Origin of the sequence: Kitasatospora sp. NPDC059973 (assembly GCF_042737525.1) — a bacterium.
In the GTDB taxonomy this organism is placed as follows: Bacteria; Actinomycetota; Actinomycetes; order Streptomycetales; family Streptomycetaceae; genus Kitasatospora.
The window spans coordinates 26,189-43,271 of sequence record NZ_JBHWUI010000024.1 but is presented as its reverse complement, the minus strand read 5'-3'; the positions used below and the strand labels follow the sequence as shown (position 1 = coordinate 43,271).

12 protein-coding genes and 1 pseudogene are annotated in these 17,083 nt (G+C 70.7%); 4 read left to right on the top strand and 9 right to left on the bottom strand.

The window, feature by feature from the left end; all coding sequences use genetic code 11:
- Window positions 1-195: 195 nt before the first annotated feature.
- Together ACFWA9_RS09545 and ACFWA9_RS09540 are read right to left on the bottom strand one after the other, a co-directional pair.
- Window positions 196-2,598 carry a non-reducing end alpha-L-arabinofuranosidase family hydrolase gene (locus ACFWA9_RS09545; protein WP_380385002.1) on the bottom strand — a complete coding sequence of 801 codons (2,403 nt, stop codon included), beginning with the start codon at window positions 2,596-2,598 and terminating at the stop codon, window positions 196-198.
- Between the two features lie 171 nt (window positions 2,599-2,769).
- A complete protein-coding gene (locus ACFWA9_RS09540; RefSeq protein WP_380384940.1) occupies window positions 2,770-2,970 on the bottom strand; it encodes a hypothetical protein in 201 nt (66 codons plus the stop codon).
- Window positions 2,971-3,198: 228 nt separating this feature from the next.
- On the opposite strand from ACFWA9_RS09540, the pseudogene ACFWA9_RS09535 reads away from it, so the two are divergent.
- Window positions 3,199-3,366 (top strand): annotated as a pseudogene (locus ACFWA9_RS09535) (sigma factor); the annotation flags it as partial.
- A gap of 86 nt (window positions 3,367-3,452) precedes the next feature.
- Here the strand turns inward: ACFWA9_RS09535 and ACFWA9_RS09530 are convergent.
- The 4 genes from ACFWA9_RS09530 to ACFWA9_RS09515 all read right to left on the bottom strand — a co-directional run bounded on the left by ACFWA9_RS09530 (window position 3,453) and on the right by ACFWA9_RS09515 (window position 8,427).
- Entirely contained in the window at window positions 3,453-5,138 is a 1,686-nt protein-coding gene (locus ACFWA9_RS09530; RefSeq protein ID WP_380384937.1) for an RICIN domain-containing protein, read from the bottom strand.
- 567 nt (window positions 5,139-5,705) lie between these two features.
- The gene (locus ACFWA9_RS09525) at window positions 5,706-6,611 is read right to left on the bottom strand and encodes a LysR family transcriptional regulator (RefSeq protein WP_380384934.1); all 906 of its coding nucleotides are present in this window, start codon (window positions 6,609-6,611) and stop codon (window positions 5,706-5,708) included.
- Window positions 6,612-6,676: 65 nt separating this feature from the next.
- The gene (locus tag ACFWA9_RS09520) at window positions 6,677-7,612 is read right to left on the bottom strand and encodes a dihydrodipicolinate synthase family protein (RefSeq protein WP_380384931.1); all 936 of its coding nucleotides are present in this window, start codon (window positions 7,610-7,612) and stop codon (window positions 6,677-6,679) included.
- 29 nt (window positions 7,613-7,641) lie between these two features.
- A complete protein-coding gene (locus tag ACFWA9_RS09515; protein WP_380384928.1) occupies window positions 7,642-8,427 on the bottom strand; it encodes an SDR family oxidoreductase in 786 nt (261 codons plus the stop codon).
- 234 nt (window positions 8,428-8,661) lie between these two features.
- Here ACFWA9_RS09515 and ACFWA9_RS09510 point away from each other — a divergent pair, with 234 nt between their 5' ends.
- The 3 genes from ACFWA9_RS09510 (at window position 8,662) to ACFWA9_RS09500 (ending at window position 12,158) form a co-directional block, all read left to right on the top strand.
- On the top strand, window positions 8,662-9,759 hold the full coding sequence (locus tag ACFWA9_RS09510; RefSeq protein ID WP_380384925.1) for a zinc-binding dehydrogenase: 1,098 nt from the start codon (window positions 8,662-8,664) through the stop codon (window positions 9,757-9,759).
- Window positions 9,756-10,931 carry a DUF3500 domain-containing protein gene (locus ACFWA9_RS09505; RefSeq protein ID WP_380384922.1) on the top strand — a complete coding sequence of 392 codons (1,176 nt, stop codon included), beginning with the start codon at window positions 9,756-9,758 and terminating at the stop codon, window positions 10,929-10,931. The genes ACFWA9_RS09510 and ACFWA9_RS09505 overlap by 4 nt, the downstream gene beginning before the upstream one ends.
- 582 nt (window positions 10,932-11,513) lie before the next feature.
- Window positions 11,514-12,158, top strand: a complete 645-nt coding sequence (locus tag ACFWA9_RS09500; RefSeq protein ID WP_380384919.1) for a TetR/AcrR family transcriptional regulator — start codon at window positions 11,514-11,516, stop codon at window positions 12,156-12,158.
- 140 nt (window positions 12,159-12,298) lie between these two features.
- On the opposite strand, the gene ACFWA9_RS09495 is transcribed toward ACFWA9_RS09500, so the two are convergent.
- The 3 genes from ACFWA9_RS09495 to ACFWA9_RS09485 form a co-directional block, all read right to left on the bottom strand.
- Window positions 12,299-13,105, bottom strand: a complete 807-nt coding sequence (locus ACFWA9_RS09495; RefSeq protein WP_380384917.1) for an amidohydrolase family protein — start codon at window positions 13,103-13,105, stop codon at window positions 12,299-12,301.
- A gap of 21 nt (window positions 13,106-13,126) precedes the next feature.
- Window positions 13,127-14,305, bottom strand: a complete 1,179-nt coding sequence (locus tag ACFWA9_RS09490; protein ID WP_380384914.1) for an alpha/beta hydrolase — start codon at window positions 14,303-14,305, stop codon at window positions 13,127-13,129.
- 553 nt (window positions 14,306-14,858) lie between these two features.
- Window positions 14,859-16,361, bottom strand: a complete 1,503-nt coding sequence (locus ACFWA9_RS09485) for an FAD-dependent monooxygenase (protein WP_380384911.1) — start codon at window positions 16,359-16,361, stop codon at window positions 14,859-14,861.
- Window positions 16,362-17,083 lie beyond the last annotated feature (722 nt).

The window sequence follows — 17,083 nt, the reverse complement described above, 5'->3', positions numbered from 1 at the left end:
GGCACGAACGAGGGCGCGGTGCTGCGGCTGGACGCTTCGGCCACCCGCGAAGGAGGGGGAACCCCAGCCGACGCACGGCTGGGGTTCCGCTGGGCGGTGAGGGTCGGTCAGCGGGTGGAGTTGCCTGCGGCGTGAACCGCTCGTCCACGCGTCGGCAGGCCGCACCTGATCGCGGTCACCGTGGATCAGGCAGGGTCAGCGCTGGAGGGTGAGGACGCCGGGCCGCCACGGCAGTTGGTCGTAGGGGCCGGTCGCGGTGGGGGACTTGCCCTGGTAGAGGAACTGCAGGTTGCAGGGGTCGATGGTCATGGTCTGGTCGGGGTTGTCGCGGACGAGGTCGCCGTGGCTGATGTCGTTGGTCCAGGTGGCGCCGCTGTTGGCCTTGCCGGCGAAGGGGTTGCTCTCGGTGGCGGCCTGCGGGGTCCAGGAGCCGTTCAGGCTGGTGGCGGTGAACGAGCGGAAGTAGCGCTGCTCGTTCGCGCCCCGGGCCTCGACGATCATGAGGTACTGGTTCTGGCCCTGGACCTTGTAGACCTGCGGCGCCTCGAACAGGTTGTTCGCCGTGTCGCTCATGACCGTCGTGTAGGAGGAGCCGAAGTTGCCCGGGAAGTTCCCGATCGGCATGCTCGCCCGGTAGATGCTGCCGTTGTCGCCGGCGAAGAACAGGTACATGTTCTGGCCGTCGGCGATCAGGGTCTGGTCGATCGGGCCGGTGCCGGAGCCGGGGATGCTGCCGGTGAACAGCGGCTGCGGCGCGGACCAGCCGTTGGGGTTGGTCGGGTCGCTCGAGGTGCGGTAGACGAAGGGCCACTGACCCCACTGGTACGCGAGCACCCAGGTGTTCTTGGGCGCGAAGTAGAACAGCGTGGGCGCCACCGCGTTCTGGTTCATCCCGGTCTGGGGGGCCGAGGCCATGTCCGACCAGTTGGTGAACGGGGCGAAGGCCATCGAGCCGTACGAAGACCCCGACACGTCCGACGCGTAGACCAGGTGCTTGCCGTTGTAGACGACGTCGGTGAAGTCCTTCACCGACGCCCACCCGTTCGCCGGCTGCGCCAACGCACCCGTCGACGACCAGTGGTACGTCGACGGCAGAGCGCACTTGCCGCCCGTCGTCGGCGCGGGCGAGCTGAAGTTCCAGTGCTGGTTGGCGGCGCCCCAGGAGTCCCAGATCTGGACGGCGGTGCCGTTGGCGGTCTGGTTGCCGGGCGTCTCCAGGGCCCGGCCGCTGGCGACGTTGGTGAGGGTGTACGAGCCGTCGCTGTTCCGGGCGGCCTTCCAGTGCTGGTTGGCGGCGCCGGTGGAGTCCCAGACCTGCATCCGCGTTCCGTTGCCCGTCTGGTTGCCCGGCTCCTCCAGGACCCGACCGCTGGCGACGTTGGTCAGGGTGTAGGAGCCGTCGCCGTTCCGGTCGGCCCGCCACTGCTGGTTGGCGGCGCCGCTGGCGTCCCAGACCTGGAGCGGGGTGCCGTTGCCGTTCTGTCCCGCGTACTCGTCGAGCACGCGTCCGGCGGCACCGACGGCGGAGAGCGTGTAGACCGCACCGGAGGTGATGCCCGCGCCCGGCGTGCCGCCGCTGCCACCGCCCGGCTTACCGCCGCCGGCGCTGCCCAGGGTGGTGAGCACCGAGCCGTAGGCGGGTTTCTTGTTGCCGTTGCCGTCGAACAACAGCGGGTTCTCGCCGCCGCGCCAGGAGTCGCTGTCGCGGATGCCCCACAGGGTGATGCCGGTGCAGCGCGCGACGTTGAGGCAGTCCTTGACAGCGTTGGTGTAGGCGGTGGTGGACGCCTGGGCAATGTCGAGTTCGGTGATCTGGACGTCCACGCCGAGCGCGGCGAAGCTGGACAGGGTGGTCTGGAAGCTGGCCGGCGGGCCGCCGGCACCGAAGTGGCTCTGGAAGCCGACGCAGTCGATGGGCACGCCGCGGGCCTTGAAGTCCTTGACCATGGAGTAGACGCCCTGGGTCTTGGCGTCCGTCCAGTTCTCGATGTTGTAGTCGTTGTAGCAGAGCTTGGCCGAGGGGTCGACGCCCCGGGCGGTGCGGAAGGCCTCCTCGATGAAGCCGTTGCCCAGCACGTCCTGGAACACCGAGCTGCGGTGCTGACCGCTGCCGCCGTCGGCGAAGGCCTCGTTGACCACGTCCCAGGCGTAGATCTTGCCCTTGTAGTGAGACATCTCCTGGGTGATGTGGTTGTTCATCACGCTGCGCAGCGTGTTCGCGTCGGTGGTCGAGCGGACCCAGCCCGGCAGCTGGGAGTGCCAGACCAGGGTATGGCCGCGCATCTTCTGGCCATGGGCGGAGGCGTGGCTGACGATCGTGTCGCCGGGCCCGAAGTTGAACGACCCGCGGGACGGCTCGGTGCTGTCCCACTTCATCTCGTTCTCCGGGGTGACCATGGTGAACTCCCGGTCGAGAATGCCCGAGTACGTCGGGTCCCCGAGCCTTCCCGCGGCCACCGCCGTACCGAAGTAGCGGCCGCTGCCGGCCGCCGCCGCACCCAGCGTGGTCGGTGCGCTGGGATTCGACGTGAACGCGGCCTGGGCCACCAGCGGTACGGCCGCGCCCACGGCGGCGAGCGCCACGGCGACGGCGATCACGCGGCGGGTGGGCGGACGGCGGCGATGAGAGCGGTTCTGATCTGGCAAAGGCTTGTCCTTCTGGCGAAGGGGGCCCTGGTCTCGGCCCCGGTTACCCGTCAGTTGCCGCCGCGCCCAGGAAGGTTGCCGTTCGGGAAAGGAGATCTTTTGTCGAGCGGATGGGCGTGGCCCTCATCCCGTCGGGGCGAGGCCGGCCCGGGCCGCGAGGGCGCCTGCGGCGGTCCCGGCGTCGGCGCGGTCGGTGTCATCCTCGGCGTCCCGTCCGCTGGTGGCGTGGTCGTACCCGCCGGCGAGGACGTGCTGTCCGGGCGGCACCACACGGCCCGGCTTGAGGACCCAGCGGTAGACCAGCGCGCCGATCTCCTCCCGCACGGCGACGGTGAAGTCGTCCGTGGGCGGGGCTTGCCGGGCTTGCCGGCTGCCGGCGCACTGCACGCCGCCGGTCGCGTCACGCCTCCCTCATGCCCGGCGGAATCGGCGACGATGACGTGCGTGGACAGAGCCACTTGATGAACCGGAACCGGCTACCGATTGGTACGCTGCCGCTCCCCCGCTTTCGGATGTGAGCGCCAGCAACGCACTGAGAGGTTGCCGACGGACATGCTCTTCGATGATGCGTCCGCGGACTTCCATGGATTCTTCGAACGCCACTACGCCGAACTTGCCCGTTTCGCCCACCTTCTGACCGGCGAAGCGGATACGGCCGACGACCTGGCGGCCGATGCGCTGCTCGCCTTGTGGCGGCGATGGGACCGGCTGCGCGCCGCGGCCGACGCCGGCCGAGAAGTCCGCAGGCCGGCCAGGAGAACGACTGTGGCCCCACCGAAGAGGTGGGGCCACGGTCGTAGATTCGCCTACTTGAGCGCTGTACCGCCCGAGTTGTGGTACGCGATCGTCTTGTTGATCAGGTTTCCGCCGTCGGTCTCGGGCGTGGTCTGTTCCTGCTGCCCCGAGCCGAACAGCAGACCGGCGATGTGCGCGTTGGCCACCTGGTCCATGTGCGCGAAGAACCAGTCGACCTTGTCGTCCTTGTAGTGGTTGAGGGTGTTGTTCTGCGCCATGTTGCCCACGGGGATCTGCCACAGGACCACCGGCTTGCCCACGGACTCGGCCATCGTCTTGTAGAACGCCAGTTGGGCGGCGGCCGTCTGGTCGGTCCAGAACTTGTTGAGGCCGCCGTGGGCGGGCTGCGCGTACCAGCCCGCGTCGCGGTCCGACACGTCGGTGGCCAGGAAGTCGGCGTTCTGTGCGCCGAGGTGGGCGTAGTCCTTGACGCACTGCGGGGTGTTCTGCTGCCAGTCGAAGCACGACAGGTGCATTCCCACGGCGGTGTTCGGCGCGTACTTGTGCGCCATCGAGATCAGGCACTGGGCCAGGCCGGCGGCGCTGTTCTCCTGCGAGCCGCAGTCCGTCGGGTTCGCGGCCTTGACCTGCGCGGCGACCTGGCGCGGGTCACCGAGCGACCGGACGTAGCCCCAGAAGTCGGGCTCGAGGTCGATCATGTCGTGCGAGGTGCCGATCTTCTGGAGGAAGAAGCGGTAGTCGTTCAGGTACCGGGTGAGCAGGTCGGCCCTGTTGATGGCCTGGACCTCGCCCGGACCGTCGCCCTGGCCCGCCGCGTCACCGAGGTCGCGCAGCGAGTACCAGGTCCAGAGGAACTTCTGCGGGCGCGGCTTGCCCTGGTAGGTCTCCTGGGCCGCCTTGGCGTCCCGGTAGGTCACGTACGTGCCGGGCGCCGTGGTACTGCCGGTCCAGCAGCCCCACCAGCCCGACCACCCGTCCTGGCAGCGGGCCGCCGTGTAGTAGTCCGACGAGGGCGCGGGCTGGCTGTGCACGTAGGCGTACTGCGCGTCGAACGGCGCGGCGCTCGCCGAGGCGTCGGACATCGAGCCGCCGACGAGGATCGTGCTGCTGCCCATGAAGCTCTTCGCCGAGCCGCCGCCGCCAGCCGTCGGGGACGCCGGCGGCGCCGACGTCGGGCGGGTACCGCTCGTGGCCTGGCTCGTCGGAGCACTGCCGCCCGGCGTGACAGGGGTGGTGGGCTTGGCGGGCAAGGTGGGCGCGGCGCTGCTGCCGGAGCTCCCCGTGTTCCCGGTGCCGCTGATGCTGCCGGCCGGGACGAGCTGCCACTGCTGGTTGGCGCCGTTCCAGTCGTGGTACTGGGCGATCTGGCCCCCGTCGGTCTTGGAGCCGAGCGGGACCTCGACGGCCTTGCCGCTGAAGGTGTTGATCAGACGCACGTAGCCGTCCGACGACTTCTCCAGGTGGAACTGCTGGTTGGCGCCGTTCATGTCGTGCCACTGCCCCACCTGGGAGCCTTCGGTCTTCGACCAGCCGTAGTCGTCCAGCACCTTGCCGGAGTACCGGTTCTGCAGCCGGTAGCTCCCGTCACCCGCGTCGATGAACTTCCACTGCTGGTTCGCCTCGCCGGTGCGGCTCCACTGCACCACCGCGGCGCCGTCGTGCGCGCCGTAGCCGTAGTCGTCCAGCACCTGGCCGGTGTTGTGGTTGACCAGCACGTACCAGGAGCTCGTGTCCACGGACACGATTCCCGCCGAGGCCGTGTTGACCACGACCACCGAGCCGCCAACGACCGCCAGACCGACGGCCGCCCAGAAACCCCGGCGCTGGTACAACTTACGGCTGCGGTGCGTCCGCTGCCCCGGAATGGCCGAGCGGGACAAGGCGCGACCACGGCGGGCGCGGCCGCCGGGCGACGCCTCCGGCGCCGCGGATGGGCGAGGGAACATGTCGGTGCTCTCTTTCAGCCGGTGTCTCTGACCGGACCACTTGGCCGGACACCACTGAGTGGCCGCCGAGGACGAAAAGGTTGCCGTGAAGGCCACAGATTCTTCCGCCTTGACCGCCTTCCGTCCGCCGCGGAGCACCGTCGGGCGCTTCCTGCCCGACCGGTACATCGTCGCCACGGTAGGCCCACTCCATCTCCGCACCCCAGTCCGGGCGCATCGGCAACGGCATCATCACGCACCGCCTCGCCGAAAACGTCCTCGCTGACCTTCACCGGCAGGACGGAGGTGTCCAGCGCCACCACCTGGCCCGGCCGCTGCACCACGGGGAACGCATCGGCGGTATCGGCGCTGCGCGGATCAAAAGTGGACGGCGCCGTCGGGCAGCTCTCCTTCCGGGACCAGCGGCAGTTCGAGGGAGTCGAGCATGTCCCTGTAGCGCTCCGCGAGCTGCGGAGGGTGGTTTCTGCTGTAGGCGACCAGCTCGCGAAAGAAGCCCGGCCCGATTCGGCGTGCGTGTCCGGCCCAGCGGAGCGGCACCGCGTTCTCCGGGGTGATGGTGAGGCCGATGCCCTCGACCGCGAACAGGAGCGCGGCGGATACCTGACCGGTCCTTGCGACGGCCCGCGGGGTGAACCCGAGACGGGCCGTGACCCAGTCCACCACCTCGCTCATGCCCTGCTCCGACTCGTAGAGCACCCAGTCGGCCTCCTTCAGCTCGGTCGGCTCCGCGGACTCGCCCGGTGCGTGTTCGTCGGGTCCGACGACCACCATCTCCTCGAATCCGAGAGAGACCACCGGACCTTCCCACGCGGTGGGCCGCGGTCCCACGGCGAGGTCTCCCTGGCCGTTGCGCACTGCGTTCTCCAGCTCGCGCCGGTGGGAGAAGTCGTGCAGCCGCAGCACCGTGGAGGGGAACAGGGAGTGCCAGCGGGACGCCGGCGCGGGCAGGATGCCCGAGGCCACGGATCTGACCGTGAGCACGTGGACGTCCCCGCTGCGACCCTCGACCACCTGTCGTACCGAGTCCCCGGCATCGCGAACCGCCTGAACGGCGCGCTGCGCCTGGGGAAGGAAGATCCTTCCTGCGGGTGTCAGGGTGATGCCGTACCGGCCCCGCTCGAGCAGCGCCGCTCCGAGTTCCTTCTCCAGGGCCCGTACCTGCTGGGACAGGGACGGCTGTGTGACGTAGAGCCGACCGGCTGCGGCGCTGAACGATCCGGCCTCGCAGATGACGATGAAGTATTCCAGCTGGCGCAGCTGCATCGGTCGTAGTTCTTCCGTCGTTCGGGGACGCCGCGGTGCGCTGCCGGCGCGGCGCTGCGGTCCGGTCAGGGCGCGAGGGTGAGCCGTGGGTCCTTGCGGGCCAGGCGCGCGAGCAGGTAGTCGACCTCGCTTCGGGCTCTGGCTGACAGGCTAGCTCCTGGGCTCCGCTGGGCGTCGCAGCGCAGCAGGCCGCGCCGCTTCATCACGTACTTGCGCACCGCGAGGCCGGTGCCGGGCTGCTGCTCGTACCGTAGGAGCGGCAGGTGCGCGTCGAAGGCGTCGTGGGCCGCGTCGCGGTCGCCTGCCGCGGTGTGCCGGACGACGTCCACGAGCATTTCGGGGACGCAGTATCCGGTCATGGCGCCGTCCGCTCCGCGTTCGGTTTCGAAGTCGAGGAAGAGGCCGCCGTTTCCGCAGAGGATGGACAGGCGGGGCATCTGGCCGCTCGCTTCCTTGTGGCGCAGGCTGCTGATCTTCTCTAGGCCGGGCCAGTCCTCGTGCTTGAGCATCACGCATCCCGGCAGGTCGCCGGCGATCCGCGCGATGACGGCGGGTGACATCTCCACGGAGAACGACAGCGGGTAGTCCTGGATCACGAAGGGCACGTCGCCGCCGATGGCCGCTGCTGCGCCCTCGTAGTAGGCGACGATCCGGTCGTCGGTGCGCAGGGTGTTCGGGGGCGCGATCATCACGCCGGCCGCGCCGGCGGCCATCACCTCCGCGGACAGTGCCTTCATGGCGGCGTAGCCGGGTGCGGACACCCCGACGACGACGGGTAGTTCGGTCCGCTTCAGGACGTGTTTGACGATGTCGACGCCCTCGGTGTGGGACAGCTTCGGTGCTTCGCCCATCTGGCCGAGCAGCGTCAGTCCGGTGACGCCGGCGGCGGCGTAGAACTCGGTGAGGCGGCTGAGCGAGTCGAGGTCGACGGCACCGGAGTCGTCGAAAGGGGTCGGTGCGATGGCGAACACGCCCTTGGTGGTTCGAGTCAGCAATGCCATGCGGCAACCTTCGTCGTTGGGGCTGTCGGTCAGATGCCGGTGATGAGGCCGCCGTCGACGCGGACGACGGAGCCGGTGATGTAGGCGGCGGGGACGCCGGCGAGGAAGGCGACGGTCGCGGCGTACTCCTGCGGCTCGCCGTAGCGGCCTGCGGGAATGGACGCGAGGCTTTCCTCGACGGCCTGTTGGGCTGTTTTCCCCTCACGCGCGGCTTTTGCCTCGTCCAGGAAATTCACCCGCGCGGTGCTGATCCGTCCAGGGACGACGACGTTGCAGGTGATTCCGTCGGCGGCGATTTCCCGAGCGAGTGTTTTCGACCAGCCGAGGAGACTGGCGCGGAGTGTGTTCGACAACCCGAGTCCCGGAATCGGGGAGATCACTCCCGAGCTCGTGCTGGTGATGATCCGGCCCCAGCCCCGGCTCTTCATCGACGGGGCGACGCGATCGGTGATCGCCATGACCGACAGCACCATGGACCCGAAGTGGCTGAGCCACACCGCGTGGTCCTGTCCGAGCACGGGGGATGGTGGCGGGCCACCGGTGTTGTTGACGAGGATGTCGACGGGGCCGAGCGTCTCCTCCACCCGCCTGACGTGCCGGTCGATGGATTGCAGGTCGCCGAGGTCCCACTCGATCGCGAGGGCACGTGCCCCCGCCGCTTCGACGGCCTTCGCGGTCCTGGCCGCCGCGCCGAGGTCGATATCGGCGACGGCGACGTTCGCGCTCTCCCCCGCGAGGGCCCGGGCCACGGCGCCGCCGATTCCCCCGCCACCTCCTAGGACGAGTGCTGTCTTTCCTGAAATTCCCAGGTCCACGGTGTCGCTCCTCGGTGCGGCGGGTGCCTGAAAGAGAGGCGGTGCAATTGTTCGCATGACACTTTCAGGACGGGTCGGTGATTTGCAAATAGGACTTCCTGCCGCCGCCCATAGGGAACTCCTATAGAACGTTCGGGGAGCGGGCGGCGTGAATGTGGCAAGGATGTTTCCGGGGCGCGTACAGCGCCTCCCCGATCCGTCGCGCCGCGTCGGCCCGTTCGTGGGGAGACTGGAATGCCGTTGCCGGAGACCATGCAGGCGGTTGTGCTGGGCGAGCCGGGCACCATCGCAACGACCACGCTTCCCCTGCCCCGGCCGGGGCCGGAGGACGTCCTGGTCCATGTGCGGCGCGCGTCCCTGTGCGGCACCGACCTCAAGATCCGCAGCCGGCGCTTCTTCCCCGACGGCGGGCCGCAGCCCGGCACTTTTGTGCCCGGGCACGAGTACGCGGGGGTCGTCGTCGCCGTGGGCGAGACCGTCGACGAACTCCGGGTCGGGGACCGCGTCGTCACGGAGGCGCACCGCGGCTGCATGCGGTGCACCAACTGCCTTTCGGGCCGCTACACCGACTGCCTGAACTACGGCCGGCGTCACACAGGGCACCGGGCGCAGGGCATGACGGTGAACGGCGGATTCGCCGAGTACGCGCTCAACCACGTCTCCACCCTCCACCGCCTCCCCGATTCCGTGGGCTTCGACGCGGCCGTCGTCCTGTCGACCGTCGGCACCGTCATGCACGCCTACGACACCCTCGACTCCCTGCTGGTCGGCGCCGACGTCGCCATCGTCGGGCCGGGTCCGATCGGGCTGCTCGCCACCCAGGTCGCGAGTGAACTCGGAGCCCGCAGCGTCGCCCTCGTCGGCACACGCGAGGCCCGGCTGGCGGTGGGCGCTCGGTTCGGCGCGGACCTGGTGGTCAACTCCCGGCGCCAGGACGCCGTGACCGCGGTGCGAGAAGCGACCCGAGGAGTCGGCGCCGACGTCGTCCTGGAGTGCTCCGGTGCTCCCAGCGCAGTCGACGACGCGCTGCGCATGGCCAAGCGGTCCGGCAGGGTCGTCCTGGTCGGATTCTTCGAGGAGCCGGTCCGCGCCGACCTCAACCACGCCGTGATGAACGGCATCTCGATCGACACCGTGCGCGGCGAGGGCGCCGGGTCGCTGGCCCGCGCCATCGCCCTCGCGGCCCGCGGACGCCTGCGGACCGAGGAACTGGTCACGCACCACTTCGCGCTGAAGGACGTCAGCGAGGCCTTCGACACGTACGCCGAACGCCGGGACGGCGCCATCAAGGTCATGCTCGACGTCTCCGAGGACGGGGGTGAGCTCGGGTGAGCGCCGAGCACGAGGACGGCCCGAAGCCGTCCGCCGCTCCGGGGAGGAGGAGCGCGGCATCAGCGATGGCCGCCGCGGCTACGACCTGGCTCGGCGCGCTGAACCCCGACCAGCTGCGCCTCGCTCTGGACGACTCCCCGCTCAACCCCGATGCCGAGGCCGAGAGGCTCAGGTGGTTCTACACCCCGACCGACCACGGCGGCCTCGCCCTGAGCGCGCAGGGCCCGGCGCAGCAGAGGCTCGCCATGCAACTGGTGGCGACCGGACTGTCGGAGGCCGGGTACGCCACCGTCGCCACCGTGCTCGGCCTGGAGAACGTCCTCGACCAGGTGGAGGGCTGGCGGACGGACTGGGGCCGCGAACGCGGACGCGATCCGGGCCTGTACTGGCTGAGGGTGTTCGGGCGACCAGGTGGCCCTGTGTGGGCTTGGCGGTTCGGGGGTCACCACATCTCCCTCAACAACCTCGTCGCGGCAGGCCGGCTCGTTTCGACGACGCCGTGCTTCATCGGGGCCGACCCCGCAAGGACCGCCCTGCTGGGCGGCTCCCTCCTTCCCCTCGGCGGAATCGAGGCCGAGGCGCGGGCGCTGGCTGCGGCACTCACACGAAAGCAGCTCTCCGCGGCCCTTCTGCACCAGTCGGCGGTGTCGGACATCGTGTCGGGCAACCGGCCGCAGGTCGGCGACGGCGACACCATGATTCACATGCAGGATCTGTGGCGCGGCCGGTTCGATGACCCTGCCCTCGCACGGCTGGTCGATGCGATCGACCGCCGCGCCGAGGACGCGAGCGGATACACCGACGAGGACCACACGCGGGTGGCGATCACGTTTCCCCCGCGGGGCATCAGCGCCCGCGACCTGACCGAGGACCAGCGGCGCGGCCTGCGGCGCCTGCTGTCCCGCTACACGGGCCGCGCCCCGGGCGACCTCGCTGCCGCGTACGACGCCCACTTCGCCGTCGACGGCGCCCTGGACGCGGTGCATTTCGGCTGGGCGGGCAGCCTCGAGCCGGGGCAGGCGCACTACTACCGGATCCACGGTCCGCGCATCCTCGTCGAGTACGACAACACGCAGCGGCAGGCGAACCACGCCCACTCGGTCTGGCGCGACCCGGTGTCCGACTTCGGACTCGACGTCCTGGCTCAGCACCGCGCCCAAACCCTGCACTGACCACCGGAGCGCGGTGCCCCGCCACGGGTGGAGGAGTGCCGCGGCCGGCCTGCGGGAGCCGGGCCGGGCGCTCAAGTTCTTGATGTTGTCCGGCGAGCTGACCATCCCGCCCAGGTACATCGCGGCCAGTGCCGCCATGACCAGGGTGACAACGATCGAGGGCATGACCCATACGCGGGGGCCCATCCGAAGGCCGGTGCGACCTGTGTCGTTCACCATCGCACTACCTCATAGCGGAGTGCCGCCCCCGGCGTGGCCGCGCCGCGCGAAGCCCGTCGGCCGGGGCTGGAGAGCGGGCGCCTGCAGCGGCCGGTGAGCAGGCCCCGGCGCTCGGCCGCGGCGCCTGTCGCTCCGATGCGGAGGCCGCCGGCGGCGGGTCGTCGGGGGCAATGGCGGTCAGCGCTTCCCGTGCCGCCGTCGAAAACGGATACGATAATGCCGAAACTTCCTGTTCGTGACCGAAAGGGTGGCCGCCTCATGGCTTCGGAGGTCCAGCCCGTTCCGGGAAGTCCCGCGTGGTGGGCGAGCCGGACCCCGCCTCCCGAGTACAAGCGCGGGCGTCCCCCGATGGATGCCGGCCGGATGGTGGACACTGCCCTCAAGCTCATCGACGAGGTCGGCATCCAGGCCCTGACCCTGCGGATGCTGGCCGACGAACTGAACTCGGGCACCGCCACGCTCTACCGGCACTTCAACGGCAAGGACGAGCTTCTGGCCCTGGTCACCGACAGGATCCTGGGCGAGGTCCGCGTCCCGGCCGAGGACCTCGCCGGCCTTGACTGGCGGGCGGCTGTCACCGTCGCCGCGGAGGCCTTCTACGACACCCTGCGCCGGCACCCCCACGCGATCTCGCTGCTCGCGGCTCAGGTCCCGGTCGGCCCCAACGGGCTGCGCGCGAGGGAAAGCCTCATCACGCTGTTCATGCACCACGGATTCCCCGTGGCCCTGGCGGCCCGCGCGTTCACGGCGATCGGCCACTACGTGATCGGGTTCGCCATACAGCAGCACGGTCCTGCCGCGCCGCGCCCCGAGGAGCAGACACACCTGCGGGACTACTACAACTCCCTCGACCCGCAGGTGTACCCGGCGACGACGGGCGCGGCCGAGGAGCTGACATCCGTGCCACTCGACGAGGAGTTCCGCTTCGGCCTGGACCTGTTGCTCGACGGGCTTGAGCGGGCCCGGCTCGCGGCGGCCGCGCCGACTGGCGAGCGTGCCGGAGGCTGACCCTCCCCGGGGTGACGGCGGCTGGCGGCCTCGGCCGTTTCGGCCGCCCTTCGGCCAGAGGTGAAGGTGCAGCTGCCCCCGGAGGCGTTGCCGGCTCCGGGGGCAGCTGGGGCGGGAAGGGTGCCCGCTCGGCGGGGCGGTCAGCGCCAGCCGATCCAGTCGGCCACGGCTTCGCCCATGACCAGGTCGAGGTCGCGGCCGCGCAGCCACGGCAGCTCCTCGGTGAACATCGTCACCGACTCCCGCCACGAGCAGGGAAGACGCGTGATGTCGGTGCCCCAGAACATCCGCTCGGCGCCGAAGGCGTCGAAGACCTGCCGCAGCACGTCGTGGGTGCTCGCGAACGGGTACCCGTCGGTGGCCATGCCCGGTACGCCGGTCGCCTTCACGGCGATGTTGGAGTGCCGTGCCAGGGCGAGCAGGGCGTCGAGGTGTGCGGCCGCGTCCGGCAGCTTCTCGAACGGATTGGTGGCCAGGTGGTCGATCATCAGGCGCATCCGCGGGAACCTGGCGGCGATGTCCGCGACCGCCGGCAGATACGGGGGAAGCACCATGAGGGCCACGGCGATCTGGCGACGGTCCGCGGCAGCCCACAGCCAGTCGAGGCCTCCGGAGGCGATCCGGTCGGCCATCTCGGGTGCCGCCAGCATGAACCGGAGCCCGAGCATTCCCGGTTTGTCCAGCCACGCATCGACGACGGAGGCATCCGCGGTGCCGTCGAGCGGGAACCAGCCCATGGTCGCGAAGCGGTCGGGATGTGCGAGTGCCGCCTGCACCGCGTAGTCGTTCGCCTCCAGGTCCCAGATGGCCGGGCAGTTGACCGCGCGGTCCACGCCGGCCTGGTCCATGTCGCGCAGGGCGGACGCGATCGTGTAGGGAGCCCGCCAGTGATGGGGCGGTGCGATGGGGCCGGCCCAGAGGTGGATCTGTGCGTCGATGATTGTCATGGGTGGTGCGCCTCTTCCTTGTCAGTTCGCCGTCTCGTGCCGAGTGCCGCGGCCGGCGAGGCGCTCTCGCATCCAGTCCGCGATGAGCATGTCGCGGTCGTGCTTGTGGTTGTAGACGCAGTGGTTGCCATCGGAGAAGACGACCATCTGCTTGTCCTCGGTCGGGGCGCCCTGGAGAAGCAGCTCCGCCAGGGGCGTGGACACCATCGGGTCCGCCCCGCCCTGGACCACCAGCAGCGGGTAGCCGGCGTTGGGGCCGTCGGCGAGCGGGGTGACGGTCGCCCAGGCCGTCGCCGCCAGGTCCGCATCGACCGTGCCGCAGGCGGCCACCATTTTGGAGAAGAAGGTGCCCATGGTGGGCGGCACGAGCCAGGGCGCGTGGATGCCGCCGTTGTCGACACACGCGGCGATGCGGTTGTCCTCGGCGGCGACTGCCATGGCGAAGCTGCCGCCCATGCTGTTGCCGACCACACCGATCGGCCTGTCCGGCGTCCGGTCCTCCAGGTAGTCGACGGCACGCCGGTACGCGATGCGCCACTGGGGGGTGAGGTAGTGCCGGTGCGTCAGCCGCGTCTCGCCCTGCCCGGGCGCGTCGAGCATCAGGGTGTCGACGCCGCGCGCGGCGAGGGCTTCGCCGATGCTGTCGAAGTCCATGGCCCAGCCTTCGACGCCGCCGACGACGACGGCCGAGCCGATCGACCCGCCGCGGGCGGGGACAAGCCATCCGGCCAGGGTTCCCAGTTCGGTCCGGATCGCCACCCGCTCGCGGTCGCCGGCCAGTTCCGCGGCCTGGGCGTAGAGTTCGGCGGCCCGCTCGAAGATCGCCCGACGGTCGGCGGTGTCGGACAGCATCATCATCTGGCTCATGCGCATGAGTGCCGACGCGCGCCGCAGGTAGGCGACGGTCGTGATTCGGCCTGCCGCGCCGACCGCCCGGTCGGCGTGGCCCAGGCACGTCTGGGCGAGCTCGGTTGCGGCCGCGCACCAGTCCTGCCCGTCCACCACGCGCGCGCGCAGCTCGACGGCGTCGGCGTAGTCGACGCCGTAGCCCATCGCGCGCTCCAGCGAGAACTGGCGCAGTGCGGCCTGGGACTCGCCCGACAGCGTCGACGTCGTCTCCTCGGTCTCAACGCGGCTGCCGAAGAAGCTGTGGGTCACGACCAGGGCCCGACCCTCGGCGATCCCTTGCTGTGATGACATCCCTGATTACTCCTCTTTGAGTTGGCGCCCTCGGCTCGCAGCGGCTCGCCTGGGGCTAGGGGTTCGCCCCGCGCGCCTTGGGCGGGCCCCCAGCGGCACGACCCGGTCGGAGCGTTGAACCGTGCGCCTGGCCAGGGGTGCACCGGCTCCGGCGGGGCGCCGGCGGTGGGCGGGGCTGTGGCGCGCGAGCGCCCGAAACCTGCTCACCGACGGACCGGCCGGCGCCCGGGCCCGGCTGGACGGAGCCTTGCGTGTCGGCCGGGCATCATCCGGCCGCACCGCCGAGGCTCTCGGGGCCGACGCAGCGGGGACCCGCAGGAGGGGGCCTGGTTCCCGGCGGCGCCGATGAACAGATTTATGAATACAACGTATCCGTAATGTTGCCCGGGTGCAATAGGCCCCGAGGGCGTCTCGCCACGCAGGCGGAACGCGTCCGTACCGCCATCGGCGGGGGCCGGGCAGCAGTGCGCCCTGCCCCCGCCGACGGCGGTCGCGGGCTTTCTCCCGGCCGCCGCCGGAGCCCGCCGTCCTCGCTCCTCGAGAACGCTCATGGTCACCGCGGGGTGATGCCCTCGATCGCGGTGGCGAACGAGTCGGCCCAGTCGCTGGTGATGACGCTGGCGATGTACCCGTCGGGCCGGATCAGGACCAGGGCGTCGCCCTCGACCCCGTAGATGCCGGCCAGCTCGCCGCCGGTGTCGGAGAGGTAGCCCTCGTCGATCCCGCGGCCGCTGCGCACGGCATGGCGGCGCAGCTCCGCGCCCGCGGTCGGCCACGCCAGGTCGGGCAGGGCCTTCGCCGCAGCCGGGCCGAAGGCCAGGACGGTGAAATGCGGGCCCTGCAGAGCCTCGAACAGGCGGCTGGTCCCGGGCGCTGTGCACGGTGCGTCCGGCGCCCGGTCGCCCGCGTGCAGGGTCTTGGTGGCGGGGGTGCCGGCGGGGGCCAGCGGGCCGCCGCGGTAGGTGAGCCTGAGCTGCCGCTCCTCGTCGCCGCGCTTCAGGCCGCCGACCTTGTGGTTGCTGAGGCTCTTGTAGAGCTCGCTGGACTTGCCGAGGACCGCGGCGGCGATGGGAAGCCGTTCGGCCTCGTAACTGTCGAGCAGGGACTCCGGCGCGCCGGCGAGCACCTGGCCGAGCTTCCATCCCAGGTTGTAGGCGTCCTGCACACCCGTGTTCAGGCCCTGGGCGCCCGCGGGAGTGTGCACGTGCGCCGCGTCGCCCGCCAGGAACACCCGGCCGAGCCGGTAGTGCTCCACCAGGCGGACGTTCGGCCGGAACACCGACGTCCAGGTGATGTCCCGCAGCTTGAGGCCGGTGAGCGAGTAGAACCGGTCCGTCAGGGCGCCGTGGTCGAGGTCGGGCACGTCGCCCGGCGTCAGCCGGACCATCACCTGGAACTGGTCGGAGTGCGGCAACGGGCACGCCCCGGCCTGCGCCCGCGGCCACATGTGCCAACGGTCGCGCGAGAGCCCGTCGATGGTGCAGTCGATGATGAGCGTCTTGTCCGAGTCGTCGGTCTCGCCTGCGAAGTCCAGGCCGGTCTCTATCCGGACAGTGCTCGCGCCGCCGTCCGCGCCCACCAGGTACTTGCTGCGCACCTGCTGGCCAGTGGACAGGGTGGAGGTCACTCCGGTGGCGTCCTGCTCGAAGCTCTCCAGGCCCACCCCGTACTCGATATCCACCCCATGACGCTCGAGGAGCCGGTGCAGGATGGCATCCGTGCGGTGCTGCGGCAGGAGGAGGATGTTCGGGTACGGGACGTCGGGTGTCGGCTTGCTCCGCTGCTGCATCCGCCACGGGGCGGTCATCGGCCCGAGGTGGATCCCGGCCAGCGGGTAGGGACCGCCCTCCGCGAGCGCCTCGTGGAGAACGCCGAAGTCCTCGAGCACCTCCTGGGTGCGCGGCTGGACTCCCTTGGCGCGCGACCCCTCGAATGCGTGCGGGGCCTTGTTGATGACGCGGACGCGCACGCCCCGGCGGACCAGGTCGGCCGCCAGAGTGGAGCCGGTCGGGCCGGCGCCGGCGATGAGGACGTCGATGTCGCGGTGGTCTGTCATGGTGATCGACCTCGGGGACTTTCTCGGGCAGCGCGGCCAACTGCCGCGCTGCACTGGGGTATCGGGGCGCTGCGGGTCGGGCCCCGCGGATGCGTATGTCGATGAGGGTCCGGCGGCAGCCGGGTCGCATCTGTCGCGGGCGCCGGCCGGGACCGTGGAGTGGTCCCCAGCGCCAATAATGGCTACGATGTAACCAATGTCTTTTGGATACACCGTAGCCGTTTATTGCGGGTGGGGCAAGCGCGCGTCGGGAGGGCGACTGGCGCAGAGGGGTCTGCGAACAGTCGAGAGCTCCCCCGGCCGCCGCGGCTCATGGGCCGCCAGGGTGCCGGCGGCGCCGATTCGCGGGGCGCGGACCCCGCATCGCGCCGCGGTGAGGCCTCGCGCCGCCCGGCCGCCGCCAGCTCCAGGCAGGGAGAGTGCGGCGGCCCCGGCGCCACCGCCCCGTCGCCTCGACCCGAGCTGCGCCGACCTGTGGGCGCCGGCGCTTCCCCATGCGGCAATCCAAGTGCTGACCAGCACGTATTGGTCCTGCCTATGCCCTGCGCGCGGTTTTCGACCTGGACGCCGGCAGGGCGCCGGTGGAAGTCTGCGCGATGCCCTCGGCGCAAGGCAGGGGCCAGCAGAATCCGCAGGCCAGGCCCCGGCCCCAGCCTCCGGGGCAGCGCGCCTCGGCGGCCCGGCGGGATGCCTGGCGGCATTGCGCGGGAACGACCACGCCC